Here is a 20024-nt window from a genome sequence, read left to right on the forward strand (position 1 = left end):
GATACATAGTATTACGCTTAGACTGAATAGTGATGCTAAATAGTGGTTTAACGAACGATGCATTTTAATCTAGACCATCAAAATATGAATTGATATAGTTTTCTTTAAATATTTTTCTGTAATTTGGAATCTGTCCTTCTACATAGTTTTGTTTTAATGCCCAATTAGCTTCTGATTGTAATGTAAATAATAAAGAATTCGTTAAATTTAATCGAAAGTTATAATCATCCCAACTCCAAGATATTTCTTCAACTGTTGTGTTAAGTTTTTGTGATAGTATTTTCATTGTTAAATGAGGGTTTTTATCCATCCAGTTAATTGAGTGATGAAGTGACTTTATTATTTTCATTACTTCTTGATCTGATTTTTCAATGTGTATTTCTTTTGATACAAGCAAAAAGTAAAGTTTATACACGCCAATAATTCCTATGTTCTTTACTTCTTCATTTATTCTATTCTTGGCCATAAATCCGTATGGCTCCCAAGTAGATATTGCATCGACGTTTCCTTGCATTAACTGATTTATAATAACCTGCGTTGTTGATGATATTTTTTCTACTTTTTCTAAATCAATGTCATTTACCTGTAGCAACAAGTCTAAGTAATATTCGCTAGCGCTCTTTTTTATTACACCAACCTTTTTTCCTGGTAATTTATCTATACTTTCTATGCCAGACCGCTTTTTAGTTAGCAGCTTAATATCATTCGTAGAAGATGCAAAAGAAGTGATTAATGCTAAATCTTTGTATTCAAAGCTTTTAAACATCAGTACGCTTTCAGAAAAAGTGGCGTAATTAACATGGTTTTCTAGAAGTAGGTTTGAACATTCGACCCCTCCAAAGCACATGATAAGTTCGACGTTTAAATCGTTTTCTTCAAACGCACCTATGTGCTCTGCAATGATAAAAGGGGCTGACAGAGGCGTCTTAGATATACCGATTGTTGTAGGTTTGTGGATAGCATTTGATACCGTTGTTAACTTTAAATAAGCAACTACTAATGCAGAAAGAACTAAAATTATGATAACTGTAGAAATCTGTTTTGTATCCATCAAAAACAACTCCCTTCATAATAGTAGTAATTAATCTATCAGTTAAATGAGTGTAGTTGCTTATTGGGTTGATGCTAGGAGAGGAGGGGATTTATTTGTATCGTGCCAAATTTATGAGTACCTAGGGGTAATTTCGGTAACTGGCTTAGATATAAAGAATTTATCTTTAGTTAGTTCAAGTTGTAGCAAATGACTGATTTCATAACATGATGATTTATGGAGAGATATCAACTTTTTAAGTTGAAAAATTGTACTCCATTTTTGCCATTTTTCTTTATCTCATACATTGCGTGATCGGCTTTTTGATACACTTCATTAAACGGTTGCTTTCCTTTGTTAAAGAGACAAACACCGATACTCATTCCTATCGTTACTTTATGTAAGTCTTGATTTATCGCTGGAATGATTGAATCTAAGAGTTGATTGCAAAGTTGGGATATTTCCTCTCGACTTGAATGCCAGTTTAAGATAACAAATTCATCGCCTCCTATGCGTCCAACTTGAGACTTGCTTGACGCAAGCTCTGTTAAGCTATTGGCGATATTGATGAGGAGGGTGTCGCCAGTATGATGGCCTAGCTGGTCGTTAACTGCTTTAAAATTATCTATATCAACAAACACTAAAGCAGACTGCTGAGACGGTTCGGTTTGAGGTTGATGATTAAAGTTTTCCTCAATTGCTTTTCTATTTAACAATCCAGTCAATGGATCACTCGAAGCCAACTTGGCCAGTTGCTGCTCATAACGCTTTTCTTTTGTAATATCGATATGAGTACCCATCATCCGTAGTGGTTCGCCATCAGAACCATACTCGACGATGCGCCCTCGATCGTAGACCCAGCTATCACTGCCGTCTTTATGAATCATGCGATGCACTACCTCATAAAGGTCGGTCTTGCCTGCTAGGTGATCTTCAAATGCACCCACCGCAAGATCATAATCTTCAGGGTGGAGATTGTTTTTCCACGTTTCAACCGTCGCGGTTAACTCATGGGGCTGATAACCTAGCATTTTTCCCCACTGCATATTGAATATCGTCAAAGTACCTGAAGGAATATGCTGCTCCCACAAACACAGTCCATTACTGTCGAGTGCAGCATTCAACTTTTCTTGTAGTCGCGCATTCTTCCGCTTCAGCTCTTCATTTTCTTTTTCTAAGCAGGCAATTCGAGTTAGATATTCTTCCATTTTGCGCATAATTTACGTCGTTTTCGGAGCGACAATATACGAAAAATACTTTGCAATTTCTATGATTGAGCTTGGAGATATAAATATTGAATATGCGGTAAATAATAAAGAATCGGTGATGTTACTTAAGAGCAGTAAAGTAAATGCTTGGAAAACAAAGAAGGGAATAGGGGGTAAGCGAGGGGCTCTCCTGGTGCAAAGTCTTAAATGGAGGCCTTTGCACCGGGACTACTGAGGGTTAGCGGTTTAGTGCACCACAACGCTCAGGTTGGTATGTGATATCGACAATTTCAATTGTCTTCACTTGATTATTTGGCATTGGCCAGTCAAGTTTTTGGCCGACAGACAAACCGATCAGTGCGCTGCCTACGGGTGCAAAAATAGAGATATCATCACTGCTTTTCAGTTCAGAAGGGTAAACCAGTGTCTTTGTCATGGTTCTATCTTCACCTGAAAATTTAAACTCTACAGTCGAGTTCATCGTGACCACGTTATCTGGCATTTGTTCTGGCTCAAGAACTGTTGCTCGGTCGAGCTCTGCTTCTAATTCCACAAGCTCCGCTGCGATGTTTGGCATTTTATCCAACAAGGCCGTGATTCGGTTCATATCTAAGCTTGAGATGTAGATAGAATTGTTTTCTGACATTTTATGACTCCCAAATAAAAGGCCGCCTCACAAAAATGGGACGGCACTCTATATGTCAATTACGGTATCAATCATATGGACGCTATTCCATATGAACTAAACCTGATTTTAGTCTTTATAGTGCGACTTAGCTAGTAAAAAATTTTTGTTGTGAAGCTTGATTTTTCTAAATCTTTCAATCACTTCAGATATTGTTCTCTGATCACCTTGAAACGGTGAAGTCAAGTGAGTGCGTCGTTTAGAAGCAAAGCAGGATTTATCGTAGGTGTGCTCGGTTTCGATGGTCAGCCTAACTTCATAAAAGCAAAACGGTATAGTCCGTTGCTAGCATGGCTTCGGTTATCTCAGTTTGTTAAAACTACCAATATCCGTTAATAAATTACTTTTTATTTCGCAATAGTCAGATAAATACGTTCATCTACCCCTTTAGGGTAGTTTGAAATTGTAATTGATTTACATCATGTATTAATTTTCTTTCACAATTAACAATGAGCTCAGTGATAAGAACCTAACCCTTAGGAATTATAATGAGCAAGTTGAAGCTAGTAGTCATCGGTAACGGTATGGTAGGGCACCGTTATATTGAAGACTTAGTCGAGAAAGCTGATATGTCTAATATAGACATTACGGTTTTCTGTGAAGAACCTCGTGTCGCATACGACCGTGTGCACCTTTCCTCTTACTTTTCTCACCATACTGCAGATGAACTTTCTTTAGTAAAAGAAGGCTTCTACGAGAAACACGGTATTAACATGCTGATCGGCGAACGCGCGATTAACATCAACCGTGAAAACCGCATTGTTTACTCAAGCACTGGTCGCGAAGTTCAATACGACAAGCTGATTCTTGCTACTGGCTCATTCCCATTTGTTCCACCTATCAAAGGTCACGAAAGCAAAGACTGTTTTGTTTACCGTACTATCGAAGATCTTAAAGCGATCGAAGCGTGTGCGAAGAAGAGCAAATCAGGCGTTGTTGTCGGTGGTGGTCTGCTAGGTCTTGAAGCTGCGGGCGCATTGAAAGCTCTGGGTGTAGAAACGCACGTTGTTGAGTTCGCACCGAAGCTAATGGCTGAGCAACTTGACCTTGCTGGTGGTAACCAACTTCGTCAAAAAATCGAGCGTATGGGCGTGAACGTTCACACCAGCAAAAACACGCTTGAGATTGCGGCAGAAGGCACAAACGCACGCAACGTTATGCGTTTTGCTGACGGTTCAGAGCTAGAAACAGACTTCATCGTATTCTCTGCAGGTATTCGCCCACAAGACAAACTAGCACGCCAAATGGAGCTAGAAGTGGCACCTCGTGGCGGTGTTGCTATCAACGACCATTGTCAGACTTCTGATGAGAACATCTACGCTATCGGTGAGTGTGCGTCTTGGAACGAAATGTTCTACGGCCTTGTTGCTCCTGGCTACAAGATGGCGACCGTTGCTGTTGACCACCTACTAGGTAACACAGAAAGCAAATTCGAAGGCGCTGACATGTCTGCGAAGCTGAAACTTCTTGGCGTGAAAGTAGGCTCTATCGGTGACGCGAACGGTCGTACTGAAGGGTGTAAGAGTTACGTTTACCAGAACGAAGAGCAAGAAGTTTACAAACGTCTTGTCGTTTCTGAAGACAATAAGAAATTGCTTGGCGCGGTAATGGTTGGCGATACCTCTGACTACGGCGATCTGCTTCAACTTATGTTGAACGAAATCGACCTACCAGAACACCCAGATGCGTTGATCCTTCCTGCACACGCAGGCGCTGAGAAACCAGCACTAGGTGCAGATGCTCTACCAGAAAGCGCAGTGATCTGTTCTTGTTTCGACGTAACCAAAGGCAAGATCGCACAAGCGGTGGCTAATGGTCACCACACATTGGGCGACATCAAAGCAGTGACTGGCGCAGGTACAGGCTGTGGTGGTTGTATTCCTCTAGTGACGTCTGTTCTAAATGCTGAGCTTGCTAAATCTGGTATCGAAGTGAAGAACGACGTGTGTGAGCACTTTGCATACTCACGCCAAGAGCTGTTCCACCTAATCCGTATTGAAGAGATCAAAACGTTTGATGAGCTTCTAGAGAAATACGGTAAAGGTTACGGCTGTGAAGTTTGTAAACCACTGGCTGGTTCTATCTTGGCTTCTTGCTGGGGTGAGCACATTCTTAAGCCACAACTGGTTAAGCTGCACGACACGAACGATAACTTCCTAGGTAACATCCAAAAAGACGGTACTTACTCTGTTATCCCACGTATGGCGGGTGGTGAAGTAACACCTCAAGCACTGGGTGCGTTAGCGAACGTTGCAGCAGAATACAACCTATACACCAAAGTAACCGGTGCTCAACGTATTGGTCTGTTTGGTGCTCAAAAAGACGATCTTCCAGAGATTTGGCGCAAGCTTATCGACGCTGGGTTCGAAACAGGTCAAGCGTACGCAAAAGCACTTCGTATGGCGAAGACATGTGTTGGCTCAACGTGGTGCCGCTACGGCGTTCAAGATTCTGTTGGTCTAGGTTCTTACATCGAGAACCGTTACAAAGGCATTCGTACACCTCATAAGATGAAGTTCGGTGTTTCTGGTTGTACTCGTGAGTGTGCGGAAGCACAAGGTAAAGACCTTGGCATTATCGCGACTGATGCAGGTTGGAACATGTACGTATGTGGTAACGGTGGTATGAAGCCTCGTCACGCAGACCTACTTGCAAGTGACCTAGATAAAGAAACGCTGATTAAGTACATCGACCGCTTCATGATGTTCTACATCCGTACTGCTGCGCCACTACAACGCACATCAGTTTGGATGGAAAACATGGAAGGTGGCGTTGACTACCTACGCGAAGTGATTGTTAACGACAAGCTTGGTATCAACGCTCAACTAGAGGCAGACGTAGCGAAGCTTGTAGACGAGTACGAGTGTGAGTGGACTGCGACCATCAACGACGAATCACAACTGACTCGTTTCGCGCACTTCATCAACTCTGACAAGCGCGATGAAAACGTCGTGTTTGTACAAGAGCGTGAACAGCACCGCCCAGCAACCTTCACGGAAAAACACCCTGAAGCGAAAGGCGACATCCTACACGTAGCGATCACTGAAGCATAAGGGAAGGTTGATTATGTCATTTGAAAAGATTTGCCAAATCAGCGACATCGTACCGGGCACTGGCGTTTGTGCTTTGGTTAATGGTCAGCAAGTTGCGGTATTTCGCCCAACACAAGCAGAAGAAGTGCTGGCGATCAGCAACACAGACCCGTTCTTCCAATCAAACGTGCTTTCTCGCGGTTTGATCTGTGAGCACCAAGGCGAGCTTTGGGTGGCTAGCCCACTTAAGAAGCAGCGCTTTAACCTGACAACAGGTGCGTGCATGGAAGACGAACGTTTTAGCGTGAAAGCGTACAAAACGCGTGTAACCAACGGCGAAGTAGAAATCTCTGCGTAAGCTTGGTTTTCATTCCCTCCTCTTAGGGGGAGGGAATGAACTGAAACCTAGATTTAATAGACAAAGGCTTTCCACGCATCAACTCAGGGGAACAGGGAAGCGAGGTGTTGTAGACAGCGTTCAGGTGTCAACGGGAAGCCTTTCTCTATTCAATCTTTAACTTTTTAACTTTCAATTTTGGATAAGGACACATTCATGTCTACTGATTTTAAGCCTGCAGAATTCGTGCAAACCATGATCAATGTTGGTGAAGCGAAAACCAATACAAGCACGCGAGATCTTCTGCTTCGCGGTACGATGGCTGGCGTTATTCTTTCGCTTGCGGTGGTGGTTGCTATTACCGCGATTGTACAAACGGGTATTGGCATCGTTGGTGCGCTTGTCTTCCCAGTTGGTTTCGTGATTCTAAGTGTGATGGGGTATGACCTAGTAACCGGTGTTTTTGGTCTAGCGCCTCTGGCTAAGTTTGCAAACCGTCCTGGTATCACTTGGGGTCGTATCTTCCGTTGTTGGGGTCTTGTGGGCTTGGGTAACCTTATCGGTTCTCTAATCGTTGCTTACCTAGTGGCTATCTCACTAACAGGTAACTTCTCTCTAGAACTGAACGCAGTAGCGAAGAAATTTGTGGCTGTTTCTACCGCGCGTAGCCTTGGTTTTGAAAACATGGGTATGGACGGATGGATCACGTGTTTCGTACGTGGCATCTTCTGTAACCTAATGGTATGTCTAGGCGTTATCGGCAACATGACTGCACGTTCAGTGTCTGGTCGCGTAGCAATGATGTGGTTCCCAATCTTCATCTTCTTCGCACTAGTATTCGAGCACACAGTAGTAAACATGTTCCTATTCCCATTAGGTATGATTCTAGGTGCTGATTTTGGTATCGCGACTTGGTTGAACTTCAACCTTATCCCAACCATCCTAGGTAACATTGTTGGTGGTCTAGTAATGACTTGTATTCCACTGTACCTAACTCACGCTAAAACTGCGCCTTCTATCAATGCTGAAGAAGAAGTAAAAGCACAACCTGCAATGGCTAAATAACCATTAACGGGTAATTCGCTTAATATGGTCCCGCTTCTGGATGGGCGGGACTGTTCTCTAACTTGGATTTCAATTTTTAACTTTCACTTTCGAGACATATTTTATTGGTTTAGCTATAAAAAGTAATAACTCCTTAGAGTGGTTTTAGCCCTAAGTGCATAACGCGAGTGTTACTCTTTATATCTAAATTTTTCGATAGGCGTTGATATGACTACTGCTCACTCATCTTTAAACAGCGGCTTAGTTTCTCTTGTTGGTGCAGGTCCAGGTGATCCTGATTTGCTCACAGTAAAAGGCTTAAAAGCCATTCAAGCGGCTGAAGTTGTGGTGTACGACCGATTGGTGTCGAAAGATATTCTTGAATTGGCTCATGCATCAGCAGAGATGATTTACGTTGGCAAAAAATTGGACTTTCACTGCGTGCCTCAAGATCAAATCAATCAAATCTTGGTGCAGAAAGCGCAAGAAGGTAAGCGTGTTGTACGTCTGAAGGGCGGTGACTCATTTATATTTGGCCGTGGTGGTGAAGAACTAGAAGAACTAGCGGAATTTGGTATTAAATACGAAGTGGTTCCGGGTATCACAGCAGCAGCGGGTGCAACGGCTTATGCTGGTATTCCATTAACACACCGCGACCATGCGCAAAGCGTTCAATTTATCACTGGTCACGTACAAAAAGATGGTCGTGAGATTGAATGGCATTCACTGGCGCAATCCAACAACACGCTTGTGTTCTACATGGGTTTAAAGCAAAGCGGCCACATTATGGATAAGCTGATCACTCACGGCTTAGACCCTGAGATGTCATGCGCCATTATTGAAAACGGAACGCGCCCGGAGCAGCGCGTGTTCCAAGGAAAGTTGAACGAGCTATCCAGCATGGCAGAGGAAGCCGTGAGCCCAGCATTGATTGTGGTTGGTAGCGTTACTCAGCTGCACAACAAATTGGATTGGTTCGCAAAGTAATACTGCCCAGAAGTGACTATATTTTACAGGGGCTTTGTTGCCTCTGCATTTCTTGCTTACGCATAGGCATTTGATCAATGAGGTTGTTGATAAACGGCCAGTCTGTTTCTGCGCCCCAACGGTGCTTTTCTAGACCATCTTTACCAAGCAAAATAGCAGTATGAGAACCTTTTTCGACCTCATAAAGACGAGCTAGCATTTTTAGGTCGAACTCTTCTTTAAGCCAAGCAGGAAAAGTATAACCTTGTTCTGTAATGACCAGTGTGACGACATCTCTGTCTTCCAACTCACACTCATTCATAAGTGTTTCTAGCAAGAATTGTTTGACGTATTCATCATTTTCCGGCGCAAAGTAGAGCACACTTCTATGTGGCCAGTATTTGGAGTGCGCTGGATAACCAAATGCTGTCGATGACAAGATACAAGAAAGTAGTATCACTAGTAACTTTCCGCCCATGACAGTTCCCCTAGAAACCCAAATAACTTTTTATACGTTAAGTTTAGTGGAATTGGCTCATTGTGCTTTTTCCAAAACTGGCATAGGGTAGGCAGCAAATAAATTGAGCGTAGAAATAGATGAGTTCGGAAAGCAAACAAAAAATCGCCATTTTGGTTGATGTACAGAATGTGTATTACACCTGTCGCGAAGCGTATCGAAGCAATTTTGATTACAACCAGTTTTGGTATGTTGCCACACAAGGGAAAGAGGTGGTAAGTGCTCGTGCTTATGCCATTGCGAGTAACGACCCTAAGCAGCGTCAGTTCCACCATATTCTTCGTGGTGTTGGATTTGAGGTGATGCTTAAACCCTACATCCAGCGTCGTGATGGCAGCTCGAAAGGCGATTGGGATGTGGGTATTACTCTCGATGCAATTGAAATTGCACCCGAAGTTGAGGAAGTGATTCTAGTTTCGGGAGATGGAGACTTTAGTCTGCTAGTAGAGAGAATTCAGCAGCGCTTCAATAAAACGGTGACCGTTTATGGTGTACCTAAACTTACATCTCAAACTCTGATTGATTGTGCCGACAATTTTGTCGCGATTGATGACGATTTCTTGCTGTAGTTAATAGTGCAATAAAGAAAGGCGAGTCACTCAGGCTGTACGAAAACGTACAATGACTCGCCTCTAATTTATCGTTGATTTGGCTAGCTACGAAGGAATGATCATTTGCCCTAGCAAGTAACCCAAGCAACACGCACCAATCACGCCGATTAAGCCCACAGACATGAATGAGTGGTTGAAGTACCACTTACCAATCTTAGTTGTGCCCGAGGTATCGAAGTTCACAGTCGCGATATCTGAAGGGTAGTTTGGAATAAAGAAGTAGCCGTATACCGCTGGCATCAAGCCGATAAGCAGCGCAGGTTCCAAACCTAAGCCGAGACCAACAGGCAGCATCATGCGAGCCGTTGCAGCTTGAGAGTTCACCACAACCGACACAATGAATAACGCAAGCGCAAATGTCCAAGGGTAGTTGGTTACCATCTCAACGATGCCAGATTTAAATTGAGGCATAGCGTACTGGAAGTAGGTATCTGACATCCATGCAATACCGAAGATAGCAATCGCCGCCACCATACCAGATTTAAATACCACCCCATTTGGTACGTCACGCGGGTCAGTTTTGGTCGCAAGCAAAATGATACCGCCGAAGCAGAGCATCATCATTTGAATCACAACCGCCATGCTGATTGGCTTCGAGCCATCTACGATGGTACGAATGTCTGGCCACATCGCGATAACGACGATAACCAAGATAGAAGCAATGAACAGCAATACAGAGTTACGAGCACTTGTTGGTAGTACTTCATCAAGAGACGTTGCAGTTGTGTTGAGGATTTTTTCTCTCCACACAGGATCTTTCAAACGCTCTTGGTATTCTTCATCGTCGTCTAGTTCTTTACCACGCTTTAGGCTGTAAAGTGACATCAACAACGTACCGAATAAGGTTGCAGGTACAGAAACGAGCAGAATTGAGAGCAGAGTGATCTCGTGTTGAATATCAGAGAGTTGCGCCAAGTAGTAAACTACGGCCGCTGAAATTGGTGATGCCGTGATTGCGATTTGAGAGGCGACAGAAGCGGCAGCCATGGGACGCTCAGGACGAATGCCGTTTTTAAGTGCAACGTCGCCAATGATTGGCATGATAGAGTAAACCGCGTGACCTGTACCAAGTAGGAAGGTCATAAAGTAAGTCACGAACGGAGCAATAAGGGTGACGCGTTTTGGGTTCTTACGAAGCACACGCTCGGCAACTTGCAGCATGTATTTCAAACCGCCAGCGGCTTCAAGAATGGAAGCACATGTTACCACCGCTAAAATGATCAACATGACGGTGACAGGAGGAGAGGTTGGCGGCATCTTAAAGATGAATACTTCAATCACCAAGCCAATTCCGGATACGACCCCAAGGCCTATACCACCATAACGTGAGCCGATATACAGCATCACGAGCAAAAATAGAAACTCAAGATACAACATGTGGATTTCCTTATTCAAAACAGAGGGCTACATAGCCAAATTACCTCTTTGTATTGTCTCGATATTCAGAAAGAAAATACTTCATGTTGTTCACAATCCGCTGGATAAGAAACAGCAATATTCAATTATTGGCAATAACTCACGCTACACAGGGAAACTGTTAACACAGTTTTATCAGGGTGTTTTTATGCTGTGTATTTTTGCGATCATGTGAGCGTTAAATGCGAAGAGGTTTAAGAGTTTGTTGCTATTCATCGCATACGTAACCAGACCTTACAGCTTCACAGAACTCGGAAATACATTCATAACTAACCCTAAGAGTGCTTCTTTGTTATGAAAACGCAAAGGATAATAGTTTGCATTGCGATTGGTGCTTGGGTATAAAGGTGTCAGAATGACTACACCAACAATAAGCCATCATGTCTGAGCAATTTTTCCCGCAACTGTTTCAAACTTCGAGTGAGATTACACCTTACCTACACGGTGATATCGGCGAGATAGGGCAAGAAGCTATCCATATCGAAAATGATATCAACCCGATCATCCAAGGCCTTTACCAGCAAATCTCGGAGGCTCATCCGGAAGCGGGAAAAGCATATTGGTTGACAAGAACGTGGGATTTACTTTGTTGGCAGCCAGTTTATGTCGCATTCATCTCTATTTACGGTTACCACACGTTGCCAAACATTCGCGAGATAGCGCAGCACCTCAAACCTTGTTTTGTTTCTGGGTACCGATTCGCCGACGAAGCGCATATACATGGCGAGCCAGAGGCGTTGATAAAAGAGGCGGGGCGTCAAATCCGAGAACTGTTCGACTTCTATCAAAAGGAGATGAGTCAATGGACACGCATTCGTCCTGGCTTCACCCATCAATTGATGTCGGACGGAATCATGGCTTGTTTAATTCGTCTCCAACAGCGCTTTCCGCAAATGACTAACTCGACACTTCAGGAGCATGCGGTCTTGTGGCTAAGCGCAATGGGTTTGGATGTTGATAATAGCCGCTCACTTCATGAGACGGAATCTGATCAGCCGCTAAAGTTAGTAAGAAAAAGTTGTTGTTTAGTCTATAAGTGTGAAGGCAGAAAGCTTTGTGCAGATTGTCCTCGTTTAGAGGAAAATCGACAGCTTATGAGCAAGAAGGTTCTTAATTAACATTTATTTAACTTGTGTAACAGTGCTCGATTTGAGAGTGAGAATAAGTATCATTGCATGCTCTTGTTGACAACAAAAAGATAAATACAATGATGAAAAGGACGTTTTCTTTCAATCTCATCGTACTTGCGATGAGCAGTGGATACGCAGTTAGCTCAATAGCAGCAGAAGATCTTCAACAAACATCGACTCCGAGCGATGAGCAATTGGTTGTCGTAGGCAGTGTGATGCCGAAATCGATCTCCGATATTCCAGGAACGGTTTGGTTTGTTGGCCAAGAAGAGATTGCTCAGCAATATCGTGCGGGCAAGACACTGGGTGATATTCTTTCTGCAACCATCCCTTCTTTAGACGTCGGCACCGGTGGTCGAACTAATTATGGTCAGAACCTTCGCGGTAGAGCAATGTTGGTAATGATTGATGGTGTCTCGTTACAGTCTTCTCGCCCGATTAGTCGTCAGTTAGACGCAATAGACCCATTCAACATCGAGCGAATTGAAGTACTATCTGGTGCAACCTCCATTTATGGTGCAGGCGCTACTGGTGGTGTTATTAACATTATCACCAAGAAAGCGTACTCGGATGACTTGTCGTTTGAATCCTACGTGAGTGGCACTACAGGTTTTAATAGCAGCGATGACTTTGATTACAAACTCGCTCAGTCTATCTCGGGTGGTAATGAGCGAATTACCGCTAGAGGTTCGGTTGTGTACACCGAGACACAAGGTGCATTTGACGCAAATGGCGACATTGTCACCCCAGACATTTCACAGGGCTCTTTGCAGTATAATTCAACGCTCGATGTTATCGGATCGACCGAGATTCAAATCTCCGATGCCAGCAAGTTAAACCTTGTCGCACAATACTATGACAGCCAGCAAGATTCGCCATACGGTTTGTACATTGTTAACAATAAATTTGTTGATGTACGAGAGGGGTTCGATTCCGACCGTGAACATGGTACAGAGCGAGTTCTCTTAAGTGCGAACTACGCTCACGACAGCGTATTCGGTCATCAACTGATAGGCGAGTTATCTTACCGTAGTGAAGACCAAACCTTTACTCCTTATTACCAAAGTGCCTCTCAACAAAAAACAGAAGTTTTTGCTGGGCGCTTAGCGTTAGCTAAAAGCTGGGAGTCATTCAAACTTGTTTATGGTGTCAATGCGTACTTAGACCGTTTTGAAAGTAACCAGGCTCTGTTCGATCCAACCATTGCGAACAGCTCTGGGAACTTAATTAATCGAACCTATGCCGAAGTGGGGCGTTACCCAGATGTTGATGTGGCGTCTTACGCAATGTTTGTCCAAGGGGATTACCAAATCAATCAAGATTGGTCAGTACAAGCAGGCTACCGCTACCAATACATGGACAATAAGATTGATGATTTTGTTGCCTATAGTATACAAAAGAAGATCGCATCGGGTAATGGTGTATCAGCGGATGCGGTACCAGGTGGCAGCACTGACTACTCTGTGAGCTTATTTAATTTGGGCACCATTTATCAGCTCAACGATGAATCTCAGCTTTGGGCGAACTTCTCTCAAGGTTTCGAACTCGCTGATCCTGCAAAGTACTACGGCCAAGGTAGCTACGATGCCGCGGATGCAAATGGTCACTACGCGTTGAACAATAGCATTAATGTATCTGACTCAAAAATGTCGGGCATCAAAACGGACAGCTATGAAATTGGTTACCGATTAGATACGGATACTGTCGCACTGCAAGCGGCGGGTTACTACTCGGTGTCGGATAACTCAATCAAGTATGACAAGAAGACGCTCCTAATCACCAATGTTGATGACGAGCAACGTGTATACGGTGCCGAAGCAAACATTAACTACTGGGTAAACCGTGATATTTTGTTAGGTGCATCAGGTCACTATGTGGTTTCTGAGCTGAAAACCAACGGTAAGTGGGAAGATCTAAGTGCGGGTAAAGCAAGTACATCAAAAGCGAACGCGTGGGCGGCTTACTATCAGGATGGCTATTCAGTACGTTTACAAAGCCAGACGATGTTTGATTACGAAGATGACGCAAACAATAAACTAGATGGATACACTACGTTTGATCTTCTTGGTAACGTAACACTACCTATCGGGCAGTTAGGTTTTGGTATTCAAAACCTATTTGACGAAGACTACACAACCGCTTGGGGACAACGTGCGCAGATTCTTTATGCAGCACACTACGATGCAGCAGCGTACGACTACAAAGGAAGAGGTCGCACATTCACACTGAACTACAGTGTCGAATACTAAAGCTAACTATCTCCGAATATCAAAAAAGCCGCTTGAAGCGGCTTTTCTTTTAGGCTTGATCTGTCTTCGCTGTGTCTACAACGTTTTCCGTGTGTTCTGAAGCTTGGTTTTGTTCTTCAGCTTCCATTTTCGCGCGTTCAGCTTTGGAGATATAACGCGGCTTATTGCTCTTATGTAGCTTAGCGTTATGCTTCTTCTGCTTCGCTTTCAAGATCTGATTGATTTTCTTCTTGCGGTTCATGGTGGTGGTCCTTTAATTTAGCGAGGCAGGATAGTTACTTTTTTATCAAGTTACAACTAAATAAGCGCCGGTATCGGTCGCAAAATTCAAGTACGTTCCTATGTCCAATCATCTATCGCGTTTTAATGGAGCCCAAATGAAAACACTGTACACCGAACGTTTGATACTGCGTCTTGTGAGTGTAGATGATGCACCATTTATACTAGAACTTTATAACCACCCAGACTTCTACCGTTTTGTCGGAGACAAACAAATTCGTACCGAATATGAAGCGGCGCGTTACATAAAAGAAAACATGCTACGCATGCAACAAATTAAAGGCGTGAGTTTACTCGTTGTAGAGAAGAAAGAAGATGGGCAACCCATCGGGATTTGTGGGTTGGTTAAACGTGACACATTACAACACTATGATCTCGGATATGGATTTTTACCTTCCGCTTATGGCTACGGCTACGGAACGGAGTCTGCAACCGCAGTGCTGGAATACGCTAGAGAGGAAATGAAACTCGATAATTTGGTTGCCATCACCAACAATGACAATATTCGTAGTATAAGTTTGCTCAAAAAACTGGGCTTTGAGTTTGAACGAGTTGAGCAGCAATATGATAATGGCCGCACGTTAGAACTTTACACAATGATGTTGTGATTTTTGGATAGCGCATGAGCGATATTTTACTTGGCAAACTCGCCACTGAATTTAAGACAGTAAAAGCCATGGTAGAGGTTTACTGTCATGACCATCATGGAACAAAACGTGACTTATGCTCAGAATGTCGTGAGCTGCTTGAATACACAGAAGTGCGCCTCGACCGCTGTCCTTATGGAGAGAATAAACCGACGTGTAATAAATGTCCGATTCACTGCTACAAACCAGAGCCGAAAGAACAAATGCGTTTGGTCATGCGTTACTCTGGCCCCAGAATGTTACTGAAACATCCCATCTTGGCGGTTCGTCATTTGCTTCATGAAAAGCGCATGGTACCGGAAAAGCCTGCAGCGAACGCGTCAAACCGTCACAAGCGTTTATCTAAACAAAAATGCGAAGAATAAAAAAACGAGGGCAACATGCCCTCGTTTTCGTTGAGTTCGTTGAGTAGAAGCGGCGTGGTTAGAGGCCAGCGGCCATACGCTGCTTGGTTTTGCTCGCAGCAAGTAGCATGTATACGCCAGTCGCAACCAAAGCGGCAAACAAGTAGCCTAGCAAGCCGTGTTCTTGGCCCATGAATTTATCAGCGACAACAGGACCAGCAACAGAGCCGATGCTGTAGCTAAACAGCATGACTTGTGTCGCAGAGACAATAAAGCGTTCATCAAGTCCTTTGCAACCTAAGTTGATTGCTATCGGGTACAAGGCAAAAGTAGCTGCACCTAAAAAGAATAATGCAGCAGCCAATACCACGGCTGACGAGGAAATAAAGGTCATACCGATCGAAAAAATACCCAAAATACAGAAAAACGCCATTAGCACTGTGCGGCTCATGTATTTGTTTAACGCGGTCACCATTGGTTGAACTAGCATGCCACCTAGAATCACTAGCGCCATCAATGTACCAATGTCTTGATGGCTAATTTTACGGTTAGTTAACTCAACTGGCATTAATCCGTAGATCGCGCCTAAGGTCAAACCTGAAACAACACAACCAATAATTGCTGCATGGTTTAGTTTGGCAATTTGCTTAAATGATAAAGCGGTTGATTCATGGCTGTTTGGCTGCTCACACTCAATGAACATTAGCACCAGCATCGCCATTAGGATCAACGTCGTGATCGCAATAAACGGAACGCCGCCACTTACGCCAAGCACGCCAATACCAAACTGGCCTAATGCTGAACCACCATAAAGCGATAGCATGTACAAGCTTAAACGTTTCGCACGCGATGCTTCGTCTCCAGACATTAGCCAAGACTCAACAATGACAAAAACACCAGCAACCGCGATACCCGCAATAAAGCGAGCGGCAAGCCACATCAATCCGTTAGCAAACACGGGTAGTGTGACGATAGTTAGCGAAAATACGGCCAAGCAACCAATAAACGCGTTACGGTGACCAACTTGACGTACGATACGTTCAATAAAAATAGCACCGGTTAATAAGCCGCCATAAAACACACTCGCCAACCAACTCGCGTAATCTGCTGAGATGTTGTATTCACCGAGCATGAGAGGGATCAAGCTCATTAAATAGCCCGAAGCCACCGCATAAAGAGACAGTGCGACGACTGGAACTGTAACTCGTGGTGATGCTGCAGGAACGACTGTGTTTTCCACTGTTTTGCGCCTATAAGTTAAATGAAATCTAAGGGTTATTCGGCGCGAATATGAGGCTAATAGTTAGGCAAGTAAAATGATAAATTTAAGTCGTTTCGACAAATAATATTTATTAACTAGATAGGTTGATAAGTTGCATAAAAACGCCAACCTACAAACAAGGTTGGCGTGGAAGGTTATTTAGTAAGTGCTTGATTTAACCATTGATCAAATTGAGTTTTAGGTAACGCACCATTGATCATATCAACACGTTGACCATTTTTGAAAACCATAATGGTAGGAATGCTGCGAATACCAAATTGCGCCGCAAGTTGTTGTTGAGCTTCGGTATCAATCTTAACAAAACGAGCCGTTCCGGCTTGCTCATGAGCAACATCAGAGAAAACAGGAGCAAAACCAACGCACGGGTTGCACCATGGGGCCCAAAAATCTACTACAACAGGCATATCACTTTGTAATAGAGCAGAAAAGTTATCTTGTGTACCTTCGATAGGCGAGCCGTCTAAAAGTGCACTTTTACATTTACCGCAAGTTGCAGATTCGGCAACGCGCTCATTAGGGACACGATTTAGACCGCCGCACGAAGGGCAGCGAGTTTTAAACGATGACATGACTTCTTCCTTTATTACGTATTGATGAAAACATGACTTACCAGTCAGCCTCATTATTTGTATACTTATTTTTTAACCTGCCGAAATAACGCAGCGCAGGTTTGTATTTGAGCCTAAGGTTCTAAGAAATTTTATTAAAATACAACAATAAATAGGTCTGCGATGACAAATTACTACGCTGAAATTACAGGTTGGGGGAAATGTGTTCCGCCAGCCGTGCTCTCTAACGATGATCTTAGCACTTTTCTCGATACTTCCGATGAGTGGATTCGTACCCGCACTGGTATCGAAAACCGCCGTATTAGTCATGTAAACACGTCAGACATGGCGACCGTTGCTGCTAAACATGCATTAGCTCGAGCAGGCGTCGATGCAACAGACGTGGATTTAATCATTGTGGCGACTTGTTCACCAGATTCATTGATTCCAAATATCGCGTCTAAGGTACAGCAGAACCTAGGTATTCGTGCAGCCGCTGCCTTTGACTTAAATGCCGCATGTACGGGATTTGTCTATGGCCTAGAAACGGGCACACGTTTGATTCAATCAGGTAACTATCGTAACGCGATCATTATTGGTGCGGAAAGATTGTCTTTCTACATCGATTGGGCAATGCGAGATACCGCTGTTCTATTTGGTGATGGTGCGGGCGCCGTTGTGTTATCAAGAACGGAAAAAGAAACGGGTTTACTACAGTCTCAAATCGGTTGTGACGCAAAAGGCCGCGATATTCTGTCCGTACCAAAGTTTGGTACTTGTATGGATCGCTTTGCGGAAGACAACGGTTACTGGGATTTCAACTTTGTAGGACAAGAAATTTTCAAACGTGCAGTAAAAGGCATGGGGCTAGCTGCGAAAACCGTACTGAAAGCATCACAGTTAACGACGGAACAAATCGATGTTGTGATTCCGCATCAAGCGAATATTCGTATTATTCAAACCTTGTGTGACCTGTCTGGAATTCCACACGACAAAGCGTTTGTTAACATTCAAAACTATGGCAATACTTCAGCTGCGACGGTGCCAATTGCATTGTGTGAAGCGGTAGAGCAAGGTCGAGTTAACCCTGGTGATAACATGCTTCTTGCTGCGTTTGGTGCAGGTTTGACATGGGGGGCGGCAGTATTGAAATGGGGTGACCGTGTAACGCCAATTTCTGAGAGTGATGCTGCATTACCTGAATGTAAGCAATCGGCACTTGAGTTGTTAGAGCGCGCAATTAAGCTGTGCAACGAACGCCGTCGAGACGAGGTGTAACGGACACTCTGCAAACATAAGATGGGTAAGGGAGCGCGAGGCTCCCTTATTTAATGATGCGTTCTACAGCTAACCTGTAAAATATCTTACGACATAAAACCCAGGTTTGAATGAGTAAAATTACGGATGTTCGGGAACACGTATTCCAGTGCAGCGTTATCACTCACGCCCATCCACTGCGCTAGTGTTGAACCAACTTGATCAGCGGCAATTTTGGGTATGAGTCGGCCTTGAGAGTAATCATCGTTTCCGCCCAGTATTAGTTCCGGCCATGTACCGATAGGTTGTTTCCCATTTACCGCGCCTCCAATTAATAGTTGATGGCCACCCCAGCCATGATCGGTACCATTTCCGTTGCTCATCATCCGTCGACCGAAGTCAGACATAGTGAAGGAGGTGACTTGCTTGTTTAGCCCTAACCGTTCGACCGCACGATACATTGCTAAAAGGTTTGTCGCGAGATCCTCAAGTAACACTGGATGACGTGCCAGTTGCGAATCGTGTAGGTCATACCCAGAGTGTTTAACGAAAAAGACTTGTCGTTGCTGCTTCAGGACATCTTGGCTTGCTATCAATTTGTACACGGTTTGCATCTGCTTGCCGAGCGTCGACGACGTAAACAGCGGCTCGTCAGCAATGTGGTTGAGTTGCTCGCTCAGTACACTGCTCATTACCATCGACTCATCAACCATCAAATTAAAATGACCATTAAATGGATTGTCAGTTTGATGAGAGAGAAGGCGATCATAGATACCTTTGTATAAAGGGTTATCAATCGCGGTAAGCTGAACCGCGCGATCTTTTTTCAGGACGGTTTGGCGGTGTTCCATTGCCCGTAACCAAAGCGAGTTGCCATGCACACTGTATAGCGGTGTTATTTCTGATTCAGAGTTTAATACATCCAACATTCTGCCAGCCCAACCAAGATTTTTAGACTCGCTCATTCCACCAAGTAACCAAGCGTCTGTTTGAGAATTATGAGAAAACAGTTGCTCGGGAAGTGATGCTTCACCTTGCTCAATAGCTTGTTTGGTGACGGGATGGTTGAGAATGCCACTATTGAGCACGATGCTGGCATCGCCTTGTTCGAAAACGGAAGTTAACGCATTTAACTTGGGGTGTAAGCCGAGCTTCACTGGGTGATTTGAGCTATCGACAGCACTCAAATTGATAGGGAGTATGTCTTCTTTGGCGACAGAGAGTGGCCCTCTGACTTTGGAATATTGATGATAGTGCGTCTCCGATAATGGTAGTACGGTGTTGAATGCATCGTTTCCGCCAGCTAAATAAACACATATTAATGCTCGAAAGTCATTAGATGGCGCTGCGAGAGAATAACCTGGCAGACTAAGAGAGGCTAGTGCGCCCATCGATAGCGTGCTTTGTATAAAATGTCGTCGTGAAATATCCATAATTCACTC

Annotated in this window: 19 protein-coding genes; 10 read left to right on the forward strand and 9 right to left on the reverse strand. The window is 43.8% G+C overall.

Features of this window, described 5'->3' with window-relative positions; genetic code table 11:
- Positions 1–64: 64 nt before the first annotated feature.
- The 3 genes from R7E47_RS14570 to rnk form a co-directional block, all read right to left on the reverse strand.
- Complete coding sequence (locus tag R7E47_RS14570) at positions 65–1051, reverse strand: ABC transporter substrate-binding protein (RefSeq protein WP_258483483.1); 987 nt, start codon at positions 1049–1051, stop codon at positions 65–67.
- 227 nt (positions 1052–1278) lie between these two features.
- Positions 1279–2238 carry a GGDEF domain-containing protein gene (locus tag R7E47_RS14575; RefSeq protein WP_025767735.1) on the reverse strand — a complete coding sequence of 320 codons (960 nt, stop codon included), beginning with the start codon at positions 2236–2238 and terminating at the stop codon, positions 1279–1281.
- A 238-nt stretch (positions 2239–2476) separates the two neighbouring features.
- Positions 2477–2884 (reverse strand): nucleoside diphosphate kinase regulator, encoded by a 408-nt coding sequence (gene rnk, locus R7E47_RS14580; RefSeq protein WP_005390213.1) that lies wholly within the window; start codon positions 2882–2884, stop codon positions 2477–2479.
- A 527-nt stretch (positions 2885–3411) separates the two neighbouring features.
- On the opposite strand from rnk, the gene nirB reads away from it, so the two are divergent.
- The 4 genes from nirB (at position 3412) to cobA (ending at position 8323) form a co-directional block, all read left to right on the forward strand.
- The gene (gene nirB, locus R7E47_RS14585) at positions 3412–5976 is read left to right on the forward strand and encodes a nitrite reductase large subunit NirB (protein WP_258483484.1); all 2565 of its coding nucleotides are present in this window, start codon (positions 3412–3414) and stop codon (positions 5974–5976) included.
- A 13-nt stretch (positions 5977–5989) separates the two neighbouring features.
- The gene (gene nirD / locus R7E47_RS14590; RefSeq protein ID WP_054575426.1) at positions 5990–6313 is read left to right on the forward strand and encodes a nitrite reductase small subunit NirD; all 324 of its coding nucleotides are present in this window, start codon (positions 5990–5992) and stop codon (positions 6311–6313) included.
- A gap of 195 nt (positions 6314–6508) precedes the next feature.
- Positions 6509–7357 (forward strand): formate/nitrite transporter family protein, encoded by an 849-nt coding sequence (locus R7E47_RS14595; RefSeq protein ID WP_258473753.1) that lies wholly within the window; start codon positions 6509–6511, stop codon positions 7355–7357.
- A 207-nt stretch (positions 7358–7564) separates the two neighbouring features.
- On the forward strand, positions 7565–8323 hold the full coding sequence (cobA, locus tag R7E47_RS14600; protein ID WP_158155181.1) for a uroporphyrinogen-III C-methyltransferase: 759 nt from the start codon (positions 7565–7567) through the stop codon (positions 8321–8323).
- A 16-nt stretch (positions 8324–8339) separates the two neighbouring features.
- Here the strand turns inward: cobA and R7E47_RS14605 are convergent, their stop codons facing one another.
- A complete protein-coding gene (locus tag R7E47_RS14605; protein WP_005376058.1) occupies positions 8340–8780 on the reverse strand; it encodes a DUF4174 domain-containing protein in 441 nt (146 codons plus the stop codon).
- Between the two features lie 119 nt (positions 8781–8899).
- Here R7E47_RS14605 and R7E47_RS14610 point away from each other — a divergent pair, with 119 nt between their 5' ends.
- The gene (locus R7E47_RS14610; RefSeq protein ID WP_005387978.1) at positions 8900–9388 is read left to right on the forward strand and encodes an NYN domain-containing protein; all 489 of its coding nucleotides are present in this window, start codon (positions 8900–8902) and stop codon (positions 9386–9388) included.
- An 87-nt stretch (positions 9389–9475) separates the two neighbouring features.
- Here the strand turns inward: R7E47_RS14610 and R7E47_RS14615 are convergent, their stop codons facing one another.
- Positions 9476–10807 carry an anaerobic C4-dicarboxylate transporter gene (locus tag R7E47_RS14615; protein WP_318084505.1) on the reverse strand — a complete coding sequence of 444 codons (1332 nt, stop codon included), beginning with the start codon at positions 10805–10807 and terminating at the stop codon, positions 9476–9478.
- A 419-nt stretch (positions 10808–11226) separates the two neighbouring features.
- Between R7E47_RS14615 and R7E47_RS14620 the strand changes: the two genes are divergently transcribed.
- Together R7E47_RS14620 and R7E47_RS14625 are read left to right on the forward strand one after the other, a co-directional pair.
- The gene (locus tag R7E47_RS14620) at positions 11227–11964 is read left to right on the forward strand and encodes a siderophore ferric iron reductase (RefSeq protein WP_005387980.1); all 738 of its coding nucleotides are present in this window, start codon (positions 11227–11229) and stop codon (positions 11962–11964) included.
- A gap of 89 nt (positions 11965–12053) precedes the next feature.
- Positions 12054–14225 carry a TonB-dependent receptor gene (locus R7E47_RS14625; protein ID WP_258483487.1) on the forward strand — a complete coding sequence of 724 codons (2172 nt, stop codon included), beginning with the start codon at positions 12054–12056 and terminating at the stop codon, positions 14223–14225.
- A gap of 49 nt (positions 14226–14274) precedes the next feature.
- Here R7E47_RS14625 and R7E47_RS14630 read toward each other — a convergent pair whose 3' ends face one another.
- Positions 14275–14466: a DUF2986 domain-containing protein gene (locus R7E47_RS14630; RefSeq protein WP_171342947.1), complete on the reverse strand. Its 192-nt coding sequence runs from the start codon at positions 14464–14466 to the stop codon at positions 14275–14277.
- Positions 14467–14602: 136 nt separating this feature from the next.
- On the opposite strand from R7E47_RS14630, the gene R7E47_RS14635 reads away from it, so the two are divergent.
- Together R7E47_RS14635 and R7E47_RS14640 are read left to right on the forward strand one after the other, a co-directional pair.
- Positions 14603–15112 (forward strand): GNAT family N-acetyltransferase, encoded by a 510-nt coding sequence (locus R7E47_RS14635; RefSeq protein WP_005387984.1) that lies wholly within the window; start codon positions 14603–14605, stop codon positions 15110–15112.
- A gap of 14 nt (positions 15113–15126) precedes the next feature.
- Complete coding sequence (locus R7E47_RS14640) at positions 15127–15516, forward strand: nitrous oxide-stimulated promoter family protein (RefSeq protein WP_258483489.1); 390 nt, start codon at positions 15127–15129, stop codon at positions 15514–15516.
- A gap of 58 nt (positions 15517–15574) precedes the next feature.
- On the opposite strand, the gene R7E47_RS14645 is transcribed toward R7E47_RS14640, so the two are convergent.
- Entirely contained in the window at positions 15575–16735 is a 1161-nt protein-coding gene (locus R7E47_RS14645) for an MFS transporter (protein ID WP_318084510.1), read from the reverse strand.
- A gap of 176 nt (positions 16736–16911) precedes the next feature.
- On the reverse strand, positions 16912–17346 hold the full coding sequence (trxC, locus tag R7E47_RS14650; protein WP_005376074.1) for a thioredoxin TrxC: 435 nt from the start codon (positions 17344–17346) through the stop codon (positions 16912–16914).
- Positions 17347–17508: 162 nt separating this feature from the next.
- On the opposite strand from trxC, the gene R7E47_RS14655 reads away from it, so the two are divergent.
- Positions 17509–18603 carry a ketoacyl-ACP synthase III gene (locus tag R7E47_RS14655; protein ID WP_086047382.1) on the forward strand — a complete coding sequence of 365 codons (1095 nt, stop codon included), beginning with the start codon at positions 17509–17511 and terminating at the stop codon, positions 18601–18603.
- 86 nt (positions 18604–18689) lie between these two features.
- Here R7E47_RS14655 and R7E47_RS14660 read toward each other — a convergent pair whose 3' ends face one another.
- Positions 18690–20015, reverse strand: coding sequence for a DUF1501 domain-containing protein (locus tag R7E47_RS14660; RefSeq protein ID WP_053303656.1), 1326 nt, complete (start codon positions 20013–20015; stop codon positions 18690–18692).
- Positions 20016–20024 lie beyond the last annotated feature (9 nt).

It is taken from the genome of Vibrio sp. Vb1026 (assembly GCF_033338745.1).
Classification (GTDB): Bacteria; Pseudomonadota; Gammaproteobacteria; order Enterobacterales; family Vibrionaceae; genus Vibrio; species Vibrio alginolyticus.

Bases quoted from the DNA above. Each gene is read 5' to 3' on its own strand.
- R7E47_RS14630 (WP_171342947.1), bottom strand. From the start codon at position 14,466: ATGAACCGCAAGAAGAAAATCAATCAGATCTTGAAAGCGAAGCAGAAG.
- trxC (WP_005376074.1), bottom strand. From the start codon at position 17,346: ATGTCATCGTTTAAAACTCGCTGCCCTTCGTGCGGCGGTCTAAATCGT.
- R7E47_RS14615 (WP_318084505.1), bottom strand. From the start codon at position 10,807: ATGTTGTATCTTGAGTTTCTATTTTTGCTCGTGATGCTGTATATCGGC.
- cobA (WP_158155181.1), top strand. From the start codon at position 7,565: ATGACTACTGCTCACTCATCTTTAAACAGCGGCTTAGTTTCTCTTGTT.
- nirD (WP_054575426.1), top strand. From the start codon at position 5,990: ATGTCATTTGAAAAGATTTGCCAAATCAGCGACATCGTACCGGGCACT.
- R7E47_RS14605 (WP_005376058.1), bottom strand. From the start codon at position 8,780: ATGGGCGGAAAGTTACTAGTGATACTACTTTCTTGTATCTTGTCATCG.
- R7E47_RS14640 (WP_258483489.1), top strand. From the start codon at position 15,127: ATGAGCGATATTTTACTTGGCAAACTCGCCACTGAATTTAAGACAGTA.
- R7E47_RS14570 (WP_258483483.1), bottom strand. From the start codon at position 1,051: ATGGATACAAAACAGATTTCTACAGTTATCATAATTTTAGTTCTTTCT.
- R7E47_RS14620 (WP_005387980.1), top strand. From the start codon at position 11,227: ATGTCTGAGCAATTTTTCCCGCAACTGTTTCAAACTTCGAGTGAGATT.
- rnk (WP_005390213.1), bottom strand. From the start codon at position 2,884: ATGTCAGAAAACAATTCTATCTACATCTCAAGCTTAGATATGAACCGA.
- R7E47_RS14625 (WP_258483487.1), top strand. From the start codon at position 12,054: ATGATGAAAAGGACGTTTTCTTTCAATCTCATCGTACTTGCGATGAGC.
- R7E47_RS14660 (WP_053303656.1), bottom strand. From the start codon at position 20,015: ATGGATATTTCACGACGACATTTTATACAAAGCACGCTATCGATGGGC.
- R7E47_RS14610 (WP_005387978.1), top strand. From the start codon at position 8,900: ATGAGTTCGGAAAGCAAACAAAAAATCGCCATTTTGGTTGATGTACAG.
- nirB (WP_258483484.1), top strand. From the start codon at position 3,412: ATGAGCAAGTTGAAGCTAGTAGTCATCGGTAACGGTATGGTAGGGCAC.
- R7E47_RS14595 (WP_258473753.1), top strand. From the start codon at position 6,509: ATGTCTACTGATTTTAAGCCTGCAGAATTCGTGCAAACCATGATCAAT.
- R7E47_RS14575 (WP_025767735.1), bottom strand. From the start codon at position 2,238: ATGGAAGAATATCTAACTCGAATTGCCTGCTTAGAAAAAGAAAATGAA.
- R7E47_RS14635 (WP_005387984.1), top strand. From the start codon at position 14,603: ATGAAAACACTGTACACCGAACGTTTGATACTGCGTCTTGTGAGTGTA.
- R7E47_RS14655 (WP_086047382.1), top strand. From the start codon at position 17,509: ATGACAAATTACTACGCTGAAATTACAGGTTGGGGGAAATGTGTTCCG.